Annotated in this window: 14 protein-coding genes; 2 read left to right on the top strand and 12 right to left on the bottom strand. The window is 71.3% G+C overall.

The window, feature by feature from the left end:
* Window positions 1-135 precede the first annotated feature (135 nt).
* Complete coding sequence (locus ACPPVO_RS08590; protein ID WP_426510692.1) at window positions 136-540, top strand: hypothetical protein; 405 nt, start codon at window positions 136-138, stop codon at window positions 538-540.
* Window positions 541-564: 24 nt separating this feature from the next.
* Here the strand turns inward: ACPPVO_RS08590 and ACPPVO_RS08585 are convergent, their stop codons facing one another.
* The 8 genes from ACPPVO_RS08585 to ACPPVO_RS08550 form a co-directional block, all read right to left on the bottom strand.
* Window positions 565-3198, bottom strand: a complete 2634-nt coding sequence (locus ACPPVO_RS08585) for a DNA translocase FtsK 4TM domain-containing protein (protein ID WP_426510691.1) — start codon at window positions 3196-3198, stop codon at window positions 565-567.
* A 20-nt stretch (window positions 3199-3218) separates the two neighbouring features.
* Window positions 3219-3590, bottom strand: coding sequence for a DUF2784 domain-containing protein (locus tag ACPPVO_RS08580; protein ID WP_360369738.1), 372 nt, complete (start codon window positions 3588-3590; stop codon window positions 3219-3221).
* 1 nt (window position 3591) lies between these two features.
* Window positions 3592-5280: a ribonuclease J gene (locus tag ACPPVO_RS08575; RefSeq protein WP_426510690.1), complete on the bottom strand. Its 1689-nt coding sequence runs from the start codon at window positions 5278-5280 to the stop codon at window positions 3592-3594.
* Window positions 5277-6230, bottom strand: a complete 954-nt coding sequence (gene dapA, locus ACPPVO_RS08570; RefSeq protein ID WP_426510689.1) for a 4-hydroxy-tetrahydrodipicolinate synthase — start codon at window positions 6228-6230, stop codon at window positions 5277-5279. Before dapA ends, ACPPVO_RS08575 begins: the two co-directional genes overlap by 4 nt.
* A gap of 36 nt (window positions 6231-6266) precedes the next feature.
* Window positions 6267-7004, bottom strand: a complete 738-nt coding sequence (thyX, locus tag ACPPVO_RS08565; protein WP_426510688.1) for an FAD-dependent thymidylate synthase — start codon at window positions 7002-7004, stop codon at window positions 6267-6269.
* Window positions 7005-7016: 12 nt separating this feature from the next.
* Window positions 7017-7565, bottom strand: coding sequence for a DUF2752 domain-containing protein (locus ACPPVO_RS08560; protein WP_426514579.1), 549 nt, complete (start codon window positions 7563-7565; stop codon window positions 7017-7019).
* Window positions 7566-7619: 54 nt separating this feature from the next.
* Complete coding sequence (locus tag ACPPVO_RS08555; RefSeq protein WP_426510686.1) at window positions 7620-8858, bottom strand: winged helix-turn-helix domain-containing protein; 1239 nt, start codon at window positions 8856-8858, stop codon at window positions 7620-7622.
* A gap of 139 nt (window positions 8859-8997) precedes the next feature.
* Entirely contained in the window at window positions 8998-10368 is a 1371-nt protein-coding gene (locus ACPPVO_RS08550) for a glycosyltransferase 87 family protein (protein ID WP_426510685.1), read from the bottom strand.
* A gap of 132 nt (window positions 10369-10500) precedes the next feature.
* On the opposite strand from ACPPVO_RS08550, the gene ACPPVO_RS08545 reads away from it, so the two are divergent.
* Window positions 10501-11112 carry an N-acetyltransferase family protein gene (locus ACPPVO_RS08545; RefSeq protein WP_426510684.1) on the top strand — a complete coding sequence of 204 codons (612 nt, stop codon included), beginning with the start codon at window positions 10501-10503 and terminating at the stop codon, window positions 11110-11112.
* A 48-nt stretch (window positions 11113-11160) separates the two neighbouring features.
* Here the strand turns inward: ACPPVO_RS08545 and dapB are convergent, their stop codons facing one another.
* The 4 genes from dapB to rpsO form a co-directional block, all read right to left on the bottom strand.
* Window positions 11161-11859, bottom strand: a complete 699-nt coding sequence (gene dapB / locus ACPPVO_RS08540) for a 4-hydroxy-tetrahydrodipicolinate reductase (protein WP_426514578.1) — start codon at window positions 11857-11859, stop codon at window positions 11161-11163.
* A 62-nt stretch (window positions 11860-11921) separates the two neighbouring features.
* The gene (locus ACPPVO_RS08535; RefSeq protein WP_426510683.1) at window positions 11922-13241 is read right to left on the bottom strand and encodes a M16 family metallopeptidase; all 1320 of its coding nucleotides are present in this window, start codon (window positions 13239-13241) and stop codon (window positions 11922-11924) included.
* A 3-nt stretch (window positions 13242-13244) separates the two neighbouring features.
* Entirely contained in the window at window positions 13245-15686 is a 2442-nt protein-coding gene (locus tag ACPPVO_RS08530) for a polyribonucleotide nucleotidyltransferase (RefSeq protein WP_426510682.1), read from the bottom strand.
* Window positions 15687-15957: 271 nt separating this feature from the next.
* Complete coding sequence (gene rpsO / locus ACPPVO_RS08525; RefSeq protein WP_426510681.1) at window positions 15958-16227, bottom strand: 30S ribosomal protein S15; 270 nt, start codon at window positions 16225-16227, stop codon at window positions 15958-15960.
* Between the last annotated feature and the right edge of the window lie 91 nt (window positions 16228-16318).

Genomic DNA, 16318 nt, shown 5'->3' with positions numbered 1-16318 from the left:
AGGACCGCCACGGCCACGCCACCGAGGGAGGCCACCGCCACAGCAACCCCGACCCGTGTCAGAGCGCTGACGGCCCCATGTCAGCCAACGCCCGCATGGTGGTGACACAACAACCGCCACGAAGGAGCGCCCACCATGTCGACCACCCTCACCACTCAGGACCAGAACACCATCCGCCTCGCCGCCTACGGCGCCGTCACCCTGCTCTCGGCCGCGGCCGCCGCCGGTGGTTCGCCGCACAAGGTCGCCAGCAACGGCAGCATCGCCCTGGGCTCCTCCACCGGCCTCGTCGGCCACATCCTGGCCAAATACCCCAGCCACAAGGACCTCAACGGCCGCTCCGTCGCCGACATCGCCGACCGGGTCCTGCCCGCGCTGACCGAGGCGTCGGCGCTGCTGCGCACCCAGGCGCCGGACGAGGCCGCCAACTTCCGCGGCACCGTCCTCACCGCCCTGGAGTCGGCCACCCACAACACCCGGCCCACCCCCGCCGTCACCGACATGATCCGCAAGATCACCGCGGCCATCGACGCCGCATGACGCAATCGGGGAGTGGCCGGCCGGTCAGTCGTCCTCGGAGTCCTTCAGGGCGCCCAGCACCTCGCCCAGCGTGTCGGGCTTGATGAGGACGTCGCGCGCCTTGGAGCCCTCCGACGGGCCGACGATGCCGCGCGTCTCCATGAGGTCCATGAGGCGGCCGGCCTTGGCGAAGCCGACGCGCAGCTTGCGCTGCAGCATGCTCGTCGAGCCGAACTGGCTCGTCACCACCAGCTCGATGGCCTGGACGAGCAGCTCGAGGTCGTCGCCGATCTCCTCGTCGATCTTCTTCTTGGCCTCTTCGCGCTTCTGGGTGACGCCCTCGCGGAACTCGGGTTCGCGCTGGTCCTTGCAGAATTTCACGACGTCGCTGATCTCGGACTCGGAGACCCAGGCACCCTGGATGCGGACCGGCTTCGACGCGCCCATGGGCAGGAACAGCGCGTCGCCGCGGCCGATGAGCTTCTCGGCGCCGGGCTGGTCGAGGATGACCCGGGAGTCGGCGAGGCTGGACGTGGCGAACGCGAGGCGCGACGGCACATTGGCCTTGATCAGGCCGGTGACGACGTCGACGCTGGGCCGCTGGGTGGCGAGCACCAGGTGGATGCCGGCCGCGCGGGCCAGCTGGGTGATGCGGACCACCGAGTCCTCGACGTCGCGCGGGGCGACCATCATGAGGTCGGCGAGCTCGTCGACGACGACGAGGAGGTACGGATACGGCCGGATCTCCCGCTCGCTGCCCGGCGGCGCCGTGATCTGCCCCGCCCGCACCTTGCGGTTGTAGTCGTCGATGTGCCGGACCCCGGCCGCGGCGAGGTCGTCGTAGCGCATGTCCATCTCGCTGACGACCCAGTCGAGGGCGTCGGCCGCCTTCTTCGGGTTCGTCACGATCGGCGTGACGAGGTGCGGGATGCCCTCGTAGCTGGTGAGCTCCACGCGCTTCGGGTCGACCAGCAGCAACCGCACCTCGTCCGGCGTCGCGCGGGTCAGCAGCGACACGAGCAGGCTGTTGAGGCAGCTGGACTTGCCCGCGCCCGTCGCGCCGGCGATGAGGATGTGCGGCATCTTGGCCAGGTTGACCACGACGTAGCCGCCCTCGATGTCCTTGCCGAGCGCGACCACCAGCGGGTGGTGGTCGCTGGTGGCGACCCGGGAGCGCAGCACGTCGCCGAGCGCCACGTTCTCGCGGTCGGAGTTGGGGATCTCGACGCCGACCGCGCTCTTGCCGGGGATGGGGCTCTGGATGCGCACGTCGGCCGACTTCACCGCGTAGGCGATGTTCTTCGACAGCGCCGTGATCCGCTCGACCTTGACGCCGTGGCCGATCTCGACCTCGTAGCGGGTGACCGTCGGGCCGCGGGTGAAGCCGGTGACCAGCGCGTCCACGCCGAACTGCTCGAACACCCCCTGCAGCGCGTTGGTGATCTCGTCGTTGGCCCGGGTGCGCCCGCGCGGGGCGTCGCCGGTGCCGAGCAGGTCGGGCGGCGGCAGCTTGTAGTCGGCGTCGGTGAGCGCGAGCTGCTCGGCTCGCGTCGGCATCGGCGAGTGCTCCGGCGGCTCCTTCTCCGGGGCCGGCGCCTTGTCCTTCTTCTTGCGCCCGGCGGCCGGCATGCGCTGGAGCACGACGGTGTCGTGGACGAACTCGGGGTCGAGGTCGGGCGCGGCCGCGTCGAACTCGTCGGGGTCGAGGCCCAGCGGGTGCGGCAGCGGCTCGGACTCGTCGCCGGCCCGGCTGCCCTGGCGGCGGCGGGCCGGGGCCCGGCGCGCCGGCTGCTCCTCCGGCTCGTCGTAGAGGTCCTCGAACTCGTCGTCGTCGACGAGTGTCGGGTCCTCGACCCGGCCCAGGGCCAGGTCGCGCAGCTGGCGCCAGCGCTGCGGGATCCGGCTGATCGGCGTCGAGGTCACGACCAGCAGGCCAAATGCCGAAAGCAACAGCAGCAGCGGTACCGCCACCCAGGAGGTGACCGCCATCTCGAGCAGTCCGCCGCCGCCCCGCCCGAGCAGGCCCCCGGCCCGGTCCATCTTCGCGGGAAGGGTCGGGGCGCCCGCGGCCAGGTGCATCAGGCCGGTGCCGCCGATGAAGAGGGCGCCCCAGCCGACCAGGCCGCGCCCGCGGTGCTCGTCGGGGTCCTCGGTCGAGCGCATGATCCGGACGCCGCCGATGACGAGGAGCACGGGGAGCACGCCCGAGGCCGCGCCGATGAAGGTGTGGCAGATGCTCGCCAGCCAGCGGCCCACCGGCCCGGCCGCCTGGAACCACAGGGCCGCCGTGAGCAGCACCGCCAGCCCGATCATGCCGAGCCCCGCGCCGTCGCGGCGATGCTCGGGGTCGAGGTCGCGGGCGGTCGCCGCCTGCCGGCCGATGGCGCGGGCGCCCCAGCCGACGCTGTGCGCGAGCCCCATCCAGACCGCGATCATGCCCCGGCCGAACAGGCCCAGCGGCGTGGCGACCACGGCCCCGGTGCGGCGGCGGCGCCGCGTGGGCGTCGCGGTCCGGGCGTTGGTCCGCGGGGTGGCGGCCCGGCCCCGGGTCGTCGCCTTCACGGGGGTGGCCTTCGCCGCGGGCGTGGCCCGGGTGCGCGGGGTAGCACGCGTGTTCGAACCGCCGCGCGCGTTGGACGTGCCCCCGCCGCGGCCGGCCTGGGAGGTCCGGCCCGCCATGGTCACACCGTATCGGGCGGCTACGACAATTTTCTTTCGGCGCGCCGGTGGCGCAGCTTCGCGAGGGCGACCGCGTAGGAGACGACCACTGCCACACCCACCAGGACCTGCAGGAGGTGGGTGTACCGCTCGGGGTAGAGGACATTCTCGATGTACGTGTCGATGAAGCCCTTGTCGCCCACCGCCTGCCCGGCCCGGCGCCGGGCCCAGTGCTCGACAACGGTGAGCGGGCAGGTCAGCGGGATCGACACGACGGCGAGGCCCCACGCGGCGGCGGCCAGATGGGGCCAGAAGGCCTTCGGCCACCGCCAGACGAGGAACCCGCCGAGCACCACGTAGGCGAGGAAACAGAAGTGCAGCACCAGCACCGTCGTGGCCAGGGCCGCGTACATCTCAGACCTCGACCACCGTGGGAACGATCATGGGGCGGCGACGGTACGCCTCGTTGACCCACCGCCCGACCGAGCGCCGCACGATCTGCTGCAGCTGGTGCGGGTCGGTGATGCCGTCGGCGGCCGCCTTGTTCAGGGCGTCGGTGACCAGCGGCAGTACCGCGTTGAAGACCGCCGGGTCGTCGGAGAACCCCTTCGCGGACACCGTCGGGCCGGCGACCACCTTGCCGGTGACGGAGTCGATCACGACCGTGGCCGCGATGAACCCGCCGTCGCCGAGGATGCGCCGCTCGGTGAGCAGCGACTCCCCCACGTCGCCGATGGCGAGGCCGTCGACGTACACGTACCGCGAACGGATGTGGCCCACGAGGCGCGCCTCGCCGTCGACGAGGTCGACCACGTCGCCGTCCTCGCAGAGCACCACGCGCTCGGCGGGCACCCCGGCCTCCCGGGCCAGCTGCGCGTGCGCACGCAGGTGCCGCCACTCGCCGTGCACCGGCATGAAGTTGCGCGGCTTGACGACGTTGAGCAGGTAGAGCAGCTCGCCCGCGGGCGCGTGGCCGGAGACGTGCACCTTGGCGACGTCCTTGTGCACGACGATCGCGCCGGCGCGCGAGAGCTGGTTGATCACGCGGTACACCGCGGTCTCGTTGCCCGGGACCAGCGACGACGCGAGCACGATGGTGTCGCCCTCGCCGATCACGATGTGCCGGTGGTCGCCGTTGGCCATGCGGCCCAGCGCGCTCATCGGCTCGCCCTGCGACCCGGTCGACATGAGCACGATCCGCTCCGGCGGCAGGCTCATCGCCTCGTCGATCGCGACGAGCAGCCCGTGCGGGATGCGCAGCAGGCCCAGGTCGCGGGCGATGCCCATGTTGCGCACCATCGAGCGGCCGATGAGGGCCACCTTGCGCCCGTGCGCATGCGCGGCGTCGAACACCTGCTGCACCCGGTGCACGTGGGAGGCGAACGAGGCGACGATGATGCGCCCGGTCGCGCGGCCGAAGATCCGCTCCAGCACCGGGCCGATCTCGCGCTCCGGGGTGACGAAGCCGGGGATCTCGGCGTTCGTCGAGTCCGACAGCAGCAGGTCGACGCCGTCGGCGCCGAGCCGCGCGAACCCGGCCAGGTCGGTGATGCGCCCGTCCAGCGGCAGCTGGTCCATCTTGAAGTCGCCGGTGTGCAGCACCGTGCCGGCCCCGGTGGTCACCGCGACCGCGAGCGCGTCGGGGATCGAGTGGTTGACCGCGAAGAACTCGCACTCGAACGGCCCCAGGCGCTCGACCTGGCGCTCGCGGACGGTCAGCGAGTACGGCTCGATGCGCCGCTCCGCCAGCTTGGCCTCGACCAGGGCGAGCGTGAACTTCGAGCCGACGATCGGGATGTCCGGCTTGTGGGCGAGCAGGTACGGCACCGCCCCGATGTGGTCCTCGTGCCCGTGGGTGAGCACGATCGCCTGAACCTGGTCCAGGCGGTCGAGTATCGAGGAGAAGTCGGGCAGGATGAGATCGACGCCGGGCTGCTCCACGTCGGGGAACAGCACGCCGCAGTCGATGATGAGCATCCTGCCGTCGTACTCCAGCAGCGTCATGTTGCGGCCGATCGCGCCGAGCCCGCCCAGCGGGGTGACCCGCAAGGTGCGGGGCCCCAGAGGGGGTGGCGGATCGAGCTCGACGTGCGCCACCGTCATAGGGCCACTCCGAGTTCGTTGTGGTGCGCCATCTGCTCGGCCGAGCCGATGGTGCGGCCGGCCTCGGCGCAATCCTCCCGCAACCGGCCCAGTTCCGCCGCGTTCACGCCCACGAGGGGCGGGCGGACCGGTCCGGCGGGCAGACCGAGCAGTGTGAGGGCCGCCTTGGTCAGGATGACACCCTGGGTGCGGAAGAATCCGCAGAACGCCGGCAGCAGCTGCAGGTGCAGCTCCCGAGCGCGGGCCACGTCGCCCGCCTCGTACGCCGTGATCATCGCCTTCGTCTGCGGTCCGAACACGTGCGTGGGCACGCCCACCACGCCGACCGCGCCGACCGCCAGCAGCGGCAGCGTGAGCTTGTCCTCGCCAGAATAATACGCCAGGCCGGTGCGCTTGATCACCCAGGCGGTCTCGCCGAGGTCGCCCTTGGCGTCCTTCACCGCGACGATGCGCTCGTGCTCGGCCAGCCGGCACATCGTCTCGGTCTCGATCGCCACGCCGGAGCGGCCGGGGATGTCGTACAGCATCACCGGCAGGCCCGAGGCGTCGGCGACGGCCCGGAAGTGCTGGACGAGGCCGGCCTGGGGCGGCTTGTTGTAGTACGGCGTCACCACGAGCAGCCCGTCGGCGCCGGCCTTCTCGGCGGCCCGCGTGAGCTCGAGCGAGTGCGCGGTGTCGTTGGTGCCGACGCCGGCGATCACGGTCGCCCGGTCGCCGACGGCCTCCACGACCGCGCGGAGCACCCGGTCCTTCTCCGCGTCGCTCGTGGTCGCCGACTCGCCCGTCGTGCCGTTGACCACCAGACCGTCGTGCTCCTGCTCGTCCACCAGGTGGACGGCGAGCCGGGCGGCGCCGTCGGCGTCGAGCGAACCGTCAGACCCGAATGGCGTGACCATCGCGCTGAGCAGCCGGCCGAACGGCCGGCCGGGGACGGAACCGGTGCGTGTCATACGCACAACCTATCGGAAGCCTGCGGCGAGCATTTCTCAAGATTCCCAGGTGTACCGCGGGGACGCCACCTCGGTGCCGTCGGCGAGCTCGGCGATCGTGAAATCCCCGAACACGCTGGGCGCGACCCGCTGCAGTTCCCGCAGGCAGGCGACGGCCACCTCACGGATCTCGACATCGGCGCCCTCGCTCGCCCGCATCGTCACGAAGTGGCGCCAGGCCCGGTAGTTGCCGGTCACCACGATCCGCGTCTCGGCCGCGTTCGGCAGCACGGCCCGGGCCGCCTGCCGCGCCTGCTTGCGCCGCGAGGTCTTGTTCTCGACGTCGGCGAACTTGGCCTCGAGCCCCTCGAGCAGCTCGTTGTACGCCCGCAGCGCCGCCTCGCCCGCCTCGACGAACGTCTTGTGCAGCGCCGGGTCCTCGGCGATCACGGCCGGCTCGACCATGGCCTGCTCGCGCCCGGGCACGTAGCGCTGCGACAGCTGCGAGTAGGAGAAGTGCCGGTGCCGCACGAGCTCGTGCGTGAACGAGCGCGACACGCCGGTCAGGTAGAACGTCACGGTGCCGTGCTCGAGCACCGAGAGGTGCCCGACCTCGAGGATGTGCCGTAGGTAGCCGGCGTTCGTGGCGGTCGCCGGGTTCGGCTTGCTCCACGACTGGTAGCAGGCGCGCCCGGCGAACTCGGCGAGCGCCTCACCGCCGTCGGCGTCGGTCTCCCAGGGCACCCCGGCCGGTGGCTCGAAGTGGGTCCAGGCGATGGCTTTGACGGAGAGCATTCGCAGAGCCTACTAAACGAAGAAGTACGTGAACGGTGCCCAGGGCAGGTTGCGGACGACGCTGAAGACGAGCCAGGCCACGAGGAAGCCGATCAGCGCGCCGTTGGAGATGCGCAGCATGGGCAGCTTGAAGGGCAGGTTCAGCCTGTTGACGGTCCAGGCGACGTAGAGGTACGCCAGGAACGGGGCGGCGAAGACGAGCGGGGCGTGGTGGTGCGCCGCCGCGGGGATGTCGCCGTGCAGCAGGTACCAGGCGGCGCGGGTGCCGCCGCAGCCCGGGCAGTCGAAGCCGGTCAGCAGCTTGACCAGGCAGGTCGGCGGGTCGGAGGCGCCGGCGCTCGTGGGCTTCATGAGCAGCGTGTAGGCCACGCCGCCGGAGATCAGGGCGCCCACCCCGGCCGGGCCGGCCCAGGCCGGCAGCCGCTCGATGAGGCGCTGGAAGCGACCCTTCGGCGGCTGGTACGCGTAGTGGTACACCGGCGGCAGCGACACGCTCGCGGGCGCGGTGGGCGCGCCCAGCTCGGGCACGTCGGGAAGCACCCCTTCGAGTGACCGGGGCATGGGGGCCGGCAACGGTGACGTCACGGAGCCAAAAGTACACCGATCGAGCAACGGCTACGACGCCGCCGAGGACAGGACTTTCGCGAGGGGCTCCGCGAAGTCGCCGCGCTCGGGCAGGTCCACCTCCCCCAGGCCCAGCCAGCCGGCGAAGCGGTGCAGCTCCGCGGCCAGGGCCTCGGCCACCTCGCCCGGGGACGGCGCGCCCCGGCCCGCCGGCGGCTCGATCCACGCCGCCGGCACCTGCAGCACCCCCGCCTTGCGGTCGGCCTTGAGATCGACCCGGGCGACCAGGCGGTCGCCGAGGAGGAAGGGCAGCACGTAGTACCCGTACAGCCGCTGCGGGGGCGGCACGTAGATCTCGATGCGGTAGTTGAACCCGAACAGGCGCTCGACCCGGGCCCGCTCCCACATCAGCGGGTCGAAGGGGCTCACCAGGGTCGCGGCGCCGATGCGGCGGGGCCGGCGCGCCTCGGCGTGCAGGTAGGCGCGCGGCGCCCAGCCCTCCACCTCGACCAGGACGAGCTCGCCCGCCTCGACCAGCTCGGCGATCGCCTGCCGGGCGCCGGCCAGCGGGAGCCGGAAGTAGTCGCGCAGCTCGGGCTCGGCGGCCACGCCCAGGCCGCGGGCGGCGACGCGCACCAGTTCCCGGTACGCATCCTCGTCGCTCGGCGTGGGCGCGTTGACGACCTCGGGCGGCAGGATGCGCTCCGGCACGTCGTAGACGCGGGCGAACGCGGAGTTGCGGCGGGCCACGCTCACCTCGCCGGTGTAGAACAGCCACTCGATCGCGGTCTTGGTGTCGGACCAGTTCCAGCCCCAGTGCTCCTTGCGGCGCGGCTGGACCATGTCGCCCTCGACCTCGGCGGCGCTGATCGGGCCCTTGGCCCGGATCTCCTCGAGCACCCAGCGCACCAGGTCGGGCTGCTCGCGGGCGATGCGGACCATCCGGCCCCAGGCGGCGCCCGAGCGCATGCGCCAGCGCAGCATCGGCTGCAGCCGGACGGGGACGAGGGAGGCCTCGTGCGCCCAGTACTCGAACAGCTCCCGCGGCCGCCGGTAGGCCAGCCGGTCGAGCAGGGCCGCATCGTACGGGCCGAGGCGGCTGTAGGCGGGCAGGTAGTGCGCCCGCTGGACGATGTTGACCGAGTCGATCTGGAGCAGGCCGGTGCGTTCCAGCACGCGGCGCAGGTGGCGGCGCTCGGGCTCGGCGCCGGGCGCCCGGTCGGCGAAGCCCGAGGCGGCGAGGGCGATCCGGCGGGCCTGGGTCAGCGTCAGGTACTCGCTCATCGTCAAGGAGGCTAACCCGGGGGTATGACAAAACCTGGAGACGGACATATCCCCGGTCAGGGTATAAATCCGGTAAGTCGTGGCACGGAGTGCCCGACTTACCGAAAAAACTCCCCGGCGGCCGAAGCCACCGGGGAGCTGGAAACTAGGCGCCGACCAGGGGTCGTCTTGGTTGTTCCTGGGCGTGGAAGGCCTCGGTCACCTTGCGGTCGATCTCCACGAGATCGGGCGCGTCCTCCACGTCGGGGCCGCCCGCCTCGCCCGGCTCGCCGGCCGCCCGCTGGTCCGCGCCGGTGTCGGCGGGCTCGCGGATCGGCAGGCCGAACAGGAGACCGATCATGAGCAGGATGTACGCGTTGCTGCCGATGAGGCCGAGCCCGTCGAACTTCGCGTGGAAGGCCCAGGGGGTACGGCTGCAGAGAAGTGCGAACGAGAACCCGAAGGCGATCATGAAGTTGCGCCGGCGCCGCGGGTCGAGCGTGCGGTCGGTCGCGTAGTCGAACAGGATCACGATCGCGGGGACCGTCCACACGAGGTGGTGGATCCAGGTGATCGGGCTCACCATGCAGCCGACGAGCCCGGTCAGGGCCAGCCCGGCGACCTCGTCGCGGTGCCGGATGGCCCGGCGGGCGCGCCAGTACCAGACCGCGAGCGTGATGAGCACGAGCAGCAGCCACAGCGGCTTCATCGGGTCGGGGTTGAAGATCCGGCCGACGAGCCCGGTGAGCGCCTGGTTGGACACGAACGTGGGCGAGCCGACGCGGTCGGTGTTCCACACGGCGTCGGTCCAGAACACCCGGGACGCGTCCGGCGCGAACGTCGCGGCGAGCCAGGTCGCGGCCGTGGCGGTCGCGGCCGAGACGGCGGCGGCGCGCCAGCGGCGGGTGATGAGCAGGTAGACGATGAACACGCCCGGGGTGAGCTTGATCGCGGTGGCCAGGCCGATGCCGATGCCGCCGAGCTTGTGCCCGCCGCGCACCAGGAGCAGCACGTCGGCGACGACCAGGAACAGCACCAGGATGTTGACCTGGCCGAAGTTCACGGTCTCGCGGATGGGCTCGAAGGCGGCCGCGAGGGCCATGGCGATGCCCATCGCGTACCAGTACGACCAGCCCTGCCGCTTGAACACCGGGCCGAGCAGCCAGGTGAGGATCGCGGCCATGGCCAGCACGTTCATGGACACGCTGATGACGATCGCGGTGTTCCAGCCGATGAGGGACATCGGCGTCATGAGCGCGGCGGCGAACGGCGGGTAAGTGAAGCCGTAGGGCGTGCCGGGCGTCAGGTAGTCGTAGATGTCTCCGCCGCGGTTGACCCAGTAGTCCATCGCGCCGTAGTAGACCTTGAGATCGAAGAACCCGTTGTGCGCCGCCGCCACCAGCAGGAACCCCCACACGACGACCCAGACGGCCGCCACGATGAGCGTCTTCCTGACGCCGGGCCGCAGCTTGGGCCGGACGGCGCTCGATTCGGCGACCCGTCCCCGCTCCGCCACCTGTTCTGCCCTCCTGCTCATTCGCCGTCAGAATGCCACTGTGACCTCAGAGCCGCGTCACAGTTGACTCAACGGTCCCGCCGGTCGAACTGTGACGTACGGGCGCTACCCCGCCGAGTTGCGCTTCACACAAAATCCGTAGGCTGCTGATCCATGACGCTCGGGTTCGTCCGTCCGGCGCGAATCGACGACGTCGTCGAAATCGCGCGTGTCCAACTCTCGACCTGGCGGGTCGCCTATCGGCGACTGCTGCCCAAACACATCCTCGACCGGCTGGACGAGGAGTGGATTACCCGCAGGTGGCGAGAGGCAATCGCGGAGCCGCCGTCTCCGGCCCACCGGGTGCTCGTGGCGGTGGAGCAGGTCGATTCGTCTGGCTCGCAACCAGAGTCAGCATACGTCGTGGGATTTGCCGCGTCAGGTCCGGCAGATGACACCACACTCGCTCCGGATGAAGATCACACCGCCCTTGACAAGGTGTTCGGGTCGGCCGCGGCCATCACGGACGTGCTGGTGGAGCCGCGCTGGGGCCGTCGTGGGCACGGCAGCCGTTTGCTGGCGGCAAGTGTGGATTTGTGGCGCTCTGACGGATTTACGACAGCTCTCGCGTGGACGTTCGCCGACGACCCTGTTACGCGTCGATTTCTGGAGAGTTCCGGCTGGGCCCCGGACGGGGTCGGGCGATCGCTCGACGTCGATGATCTGCTGGTACCGCAGATCCGGTGGCACGTCTCCCTCGAGCAAGAGCCCGTTATCGACGCGTGACGCTGTTGCGGCCCAACGGTGGCCCTAGCGTCCCAGCATGTGGGAGCTTTAGCCGAGCAGGGCATCGAGCCCGACGGTGAGGCCGGGCCGGGTGATGACGGAGCGCACAGCCAGCAGCACACCCGGCATGAACGAAACCCGATCGTAGGAGTCGTGCCGCAGGGTGAGGGTCTCCCCCGCGGTGCCGAAGAGCACCTCCTGGTGGGCGACGAGGCCGGTGGCGCGCAGCGCGTGCACGCGGACTCCCTCGACGTCGCTGCCGCGGGCGCCGGCCATCTCTTCCTTCGTCGCGTCGGGCATCGCGCCCAGGCCGGCCTCGGCGCGCGCCTCCGCGATGATCCGCGCGGTGCGCAGGGCGGTGCCGCTCGGGGCGTCGATCTTCTTGGGGTGGTGCATCTCGACGATCTCGACCGACTCGAAGTGCCGGGCGGCCTTGGCGGCGAACTCCATCAGCAGCACCGCGCCGATGGCGAAGTTCGGCGCGATGACGATCCCGATGCCGGGCCGGGCGGCCAGCTTGTCGCGCACCAGCTCGATGCGCTCGGTGGTGAACCCGGACGTGCCGACCACCAGGTTGACGCCGTGCTCGAGGCACCAGTCGATGTTGCCGAACACCGCGTCGGGCGTGGTGAAGTCCACGACGACCTGAGCGCCCTCGAGGGTGTCCCGGCCGTCGCCGTCGTCCACCGCGGCGACGAGCTCCATGTCCTCGGCGCCGCCGACGGCCTTGCACACCTCGTTGCCCATGCGGCCGCGCGCGCCCAGCACCCCGACCCGGATCGTCTCGCTCACGCAGACAACCTATAGCGTCAGTCGAGCGCGCCCGCGAAGGCCCCTTCGCTGAAGTCGCCGATCACCGCGAGGGACATCCGGCGGGCCAGCAGCTCCTCGGTGACCCGGCGGACCTGCTGGGGGGTGACCGCGTCGACGCGGCGCAGCACCTCGTCGACGGAGAGCAGCTCGTCGTACAGCAGCTCGCCCTTGCCCAGGCGGCTCATGCGCGAGCCGGTGTCCTCCAGGCCCAGCACCACGGCGCCCTTGAGCATGCCCTTGCCGCGCTCGACCTCGGCGTCGGTGAGGCCGTCGGCCGCGAGCCGCGCGAGCTCCTCGCGGGTGATGGCCAGCACCTCCTCGACCTTGCCGGGCGCGCACCCGGCGTAGACGCCGAAGAGGCCGGCGTCGCTGTACTGCGAGGTGAAGGAGTACACCGAGTACGCCAGCCCGCGCTGCTCCCGGATCAGCTGGAACAGCCGGCTGGACATGCCGCCGCCGAGCACGTTGTTGAGCGCGCCCAGCGCGAAGCGGTCGTCGTGCTCGCGCGGGTACCCCGTGCAGCCCAGCACCAGGTGCGCCTGCTCGGTGTCCTTGTTGCGCACCACGACCTGCCCGGAGCGGGCCGGCACCCTGGCCGCGCGCGGGCGCCGGGGCGCGGGCACGGCCGCGTTGTCCCAGCCGGCCCGCTCGAACGCCGCGCGGACCGCCCGCACGACCTTGGCGTGGTCGAGGTTCCCGGCCGCGGCGATGACCATGGTCTCGGGGCGGTACCGGCGGCGGTAGAAGCCGTCGATCTGCTTGCGGGTCAGCGCCGAGATGCTCGGCACCGTGCCGGAGATCTGCCGGCCGAGCGGGTGCGTGCCGTACACGGCCTCGGTGAAGACGTCGTGCACCTCGTCGCCGGGCTCGTCGTCGTGCATGGCGATCTCCTCGAGGATCACGCCACGCTCGGTCTCCACGTCCGCCTCGGCCAGCACGGAGTCGGTGACCAGGTCACAGACGACGTCGATGGCCAGCGGCAGGTCCGCGTCGAGCACCCGCGCGTAGTAGCACGTGTACTCCTTCGCGGTGAACGCGTTGGTCTCCCCGCCGACCGCCTCGATCTGCGCGGAGATGTCCAGCGCGCTGCGCCGCTTGGTGCCCTTGAACAGCAGGTGCTCGAGAAAGTGCGAGACGCCCGACAGCGTGGGCGTCTCGTCCCGCGAGCCGATGCCGACCCAGACCCCGAACGAGACGCTGCGCATCGCAGGGATCGCCTCGGTCAGGATCCGCAGCCCGTTGGGCAGCACGGTACGTCGTACGGTGCCGCCCATCGGGTCGTCGGACAGGGTCTGGGTCGTCGCTCGACTCGCCATAGGTCAGTCGCGCCGGTTACGCCGACGACGGAACTCGCCGCCCTCGCCGCCCTCGCCGCCTTCGCCACCCTCGTCGCCGCCGGCCGGGGCCGCCTCGCCGCCCTCGGCGGACGGACGCGGGGCCCGGTCGCCACCGCGGTCGCCGCGGTCACCACCGCGGTCGCCCCGGTCCCGGCGCGGGCCACGGTCACCACCGCGGTCGCCCCGGTCGCCGCGCTCGCGGGCCGGACGCTCGCCACCCTCGGCCGGCGCCGCCGGCTGCTCGCCCTCGGCCAGCACCTTGTCGAGGTAGATCTTGCCGCGGTTGTCGATGTCCGCGATCTGCACCTCGACCCTGTCGCCGACGTTGAGGAAGTCCTCGACCTTGTCGACCCGCTTGCCGTTGCCCACCTTGGAGATGTGCAGCAGGCCGTCGCGGCCGGGCAGCAGCGAGATGAACGCGCCGAACGCGGCCGTCTTCACCACGGTGCCGAGGAACTTGTCGCCGACCTTCGGCATGGTCGGGTTGGCGATCGCGTTGATCCGCTCGACGGCGGCCTCGGCCGACGGGCCGTCGGTCGCGCCGACGTAGATCGTGCCGTCGTCCTCGATGCTGATCTCGGCGCCGGTCTCGTCCTGGATCGCGTTGATGGTCTGGCCCTTCGGGCCGATCACCATGCCGATCTTGTCGACCGGGATGCGCACCGTGGTGACCCGCGGCGCGTACTGGCTCATGCCCGCCGGCGACTCGATCGCCTCGGCCATCACGTCGAGGATGACGTACCGCGCGTCGTGGGCCTGCTGCAGCGCCCCGGCCAGCACGTCCGACGGGATGCCGTCGAGCTTGGTGTCCAGCTGCAGCGCGGTGACGAACTCGCGGGTGCCGGCGACCTTGAAGTCCATGTCGCCGAACGCGTCCTCGGCCCCGAGGATGTCGGTCAGCGTCACGTACTGCGTCTTGCCCTCGACCTCGTCGGAGATCAGGCCCATCGCGATGCCCGCGACCGGCGCCTTGAGCGGCACGCCGGCCGACAGCAGCGCCATGGTGGAGGCGCAGACCGAGCCCATGCTGGTCGAGCCGTTGGAGCCCAGCGCCTCGGAGACCTGCCGGATCGCGTAGGGGAACTCCTCGCGCGACGGCAGGACCGGGATCAGGGCCCGCTCGGCGAGCGCGCCGTGGCCGATCTCGCGCCGCTTCGGGGCGCCCACGCGGCCGGTCTCACCGGTGCTGTACGGCGGGAAGTTGTAGTTGTGCATGTAGCGCTTGGACTTCTCGGGCGCGAGGGTGTCGAGCGTCTGCTCCATGCGCAGCATGTTCAGCGTGGTGACGCCCAGGATCTGGGTCTCGCCGCGCTCGAACAGCGCCGAGCCGTGCACGCGGGGCAGGACCTGCACCTCGGCGGTCAGCGGCCGGATGTCGCGCGGGCCACGGCCGTCGATGCGGACCTGCTCGCGCAGCACGCGGGCGCGGACCTCGTTCTTGGTCAGCGACCGCAGCGCGGCGCCGATCTCCTTCTCGCGCCCCTCGAACTGACCGGCGACACGCTCGAAGGCGGCCTCCTTGATCCGGTCGAGGGCCTCCTCGCGCTCCGCCTTCCCGGCGATGCGCAGGGCCTCGGTGACCTCTTCCTTCACCGCGCCGGCGACGGCCTCGTAGGCGTCGGGCTGGTAGTCGAGGAAGACCGGGAACTCCTGCACCGGCTTCGCCGCGACGTCGGCCAGCTCGGCCTGGGCGCGGCACAGCTCGCGGATCGCGGGCTTGGACGCCTCCAGACCACCGACGACGACCTCCTCGGTCGGCGCGGGCGCGCCGCCGGCCACGAGGGCGACGGTGTGCTCGGTGGCCTCGGCCTCGACCATCATGATCGCGACGTCACCGTCGGCCAGGACCCGGCCGGCGACGACCATGTCGAACGTGGCCCGGCTGAGCTCCTCGACGGTCGGGAAAGCCACCCACTGCCCGTCGATGTGGGCCATGCGGGTCGCGCCGATCGGGCCCGAGAACGGCAGGCCGGACAGCTTGGTCGACAGCGAGGCGGCGTTGATCGCCACGACGTCGTACGGGTGGGCCGGGTCGAGCGCCAGGACCGTCTCGACGACCTGGACCTCGTTGCGCAGCCCCTTGACGAAGCTCGGGCGCAGCGGCCGGTCGATGAGCCGGCAGGTGAGGATCGCGTCCTCGCTGGGCCGGCCCTCGCGGCGGAAGAACGAGCCGGGGATGCGCCCGGCCGCGTACATGCGCTCCTCGACGTCCACCGTCAGCGGGAAGAAGTCGAACTGCTCCTTGGGCTGCTTGCCGGCGGTCGTCGCGGACATCACGACGGTCTCGCCCAGCTGGGCGAGGGCCGAGCCGGCCGCCTGACGAGCGAGGCGCCCGGTGGAGAAGGTGATCTCCCGGGTGCCGAACGGGCCGTTGTCGATCACGGCCTTGCTGCTGTGTGTACCGAGAGTGCTCTGCTCGGTCATGTGTGGTGTTGCTCCCTTTTGGGTTGTTGGTTCACCCTCGGCGGAGCTGTCTGCGGCCGGTCTTCGATCGAAGCTCACGGGGTGTGTACTTCACCCGGAAGCCACTACCGAGGACCGGTGCGCCGACCCGCTCGGCGGGGCGCTGCCATTTCAGTGTGTCACTACTCGACGGGGGAGCGCCGAATTCCGGGCCCCGGGCCAGTTGTGTCGCCGCGAAGCGACACACAACCGGCCTGGGTGGTTTCGGCCACTCCCCCGTGAATGCGTGTCGTTATCGCCGCAGGCCGAGCCGCTCGATCAGCGAGCGGTAGCGGGCGATGTCGCTGCGCTGCAGGTAGTTCAGCAGGCGGCGGCGACGGCCGACCAGCAGCAGCAGGCCGCGCCGGCTGTGGTGGTCGTGCTTGTGCTGCTTGAGGTGTTCCGTCAGATCCGCGATCCGCTTCGTCAGCATCGCCACCTGGACCTCCGGCGAACCGGTGTCGGCCTCTCCGGTGGAGTACTTGCCCATGATCTCGGTCTTCTGCGCAGAGTCGAGCGCCATGTTCTCCCTTTGCCGTGGATTCATCGGCCGGCTCCCGCGGCGTCGTGCAGGCAGCCTGACCCCCGCCGGTCACCCGGCGTCAACCCAAGGC

It is taken from the genome of Dactylosporangium sp. McL0621 (assembly GCF_049995355.1).
In the GTDB taxonomy this organism is placed as follows: domain Bacteria; phylum Actinomycetota; class Actinomycetes; order Mycobacteriales; family Micromonosporaceae; genus Dactylosporangium.
Note: the sequence above shows the minus strand (reverse complement) of the source record. Positions and strands in the feature narration are given on the sequence as shown.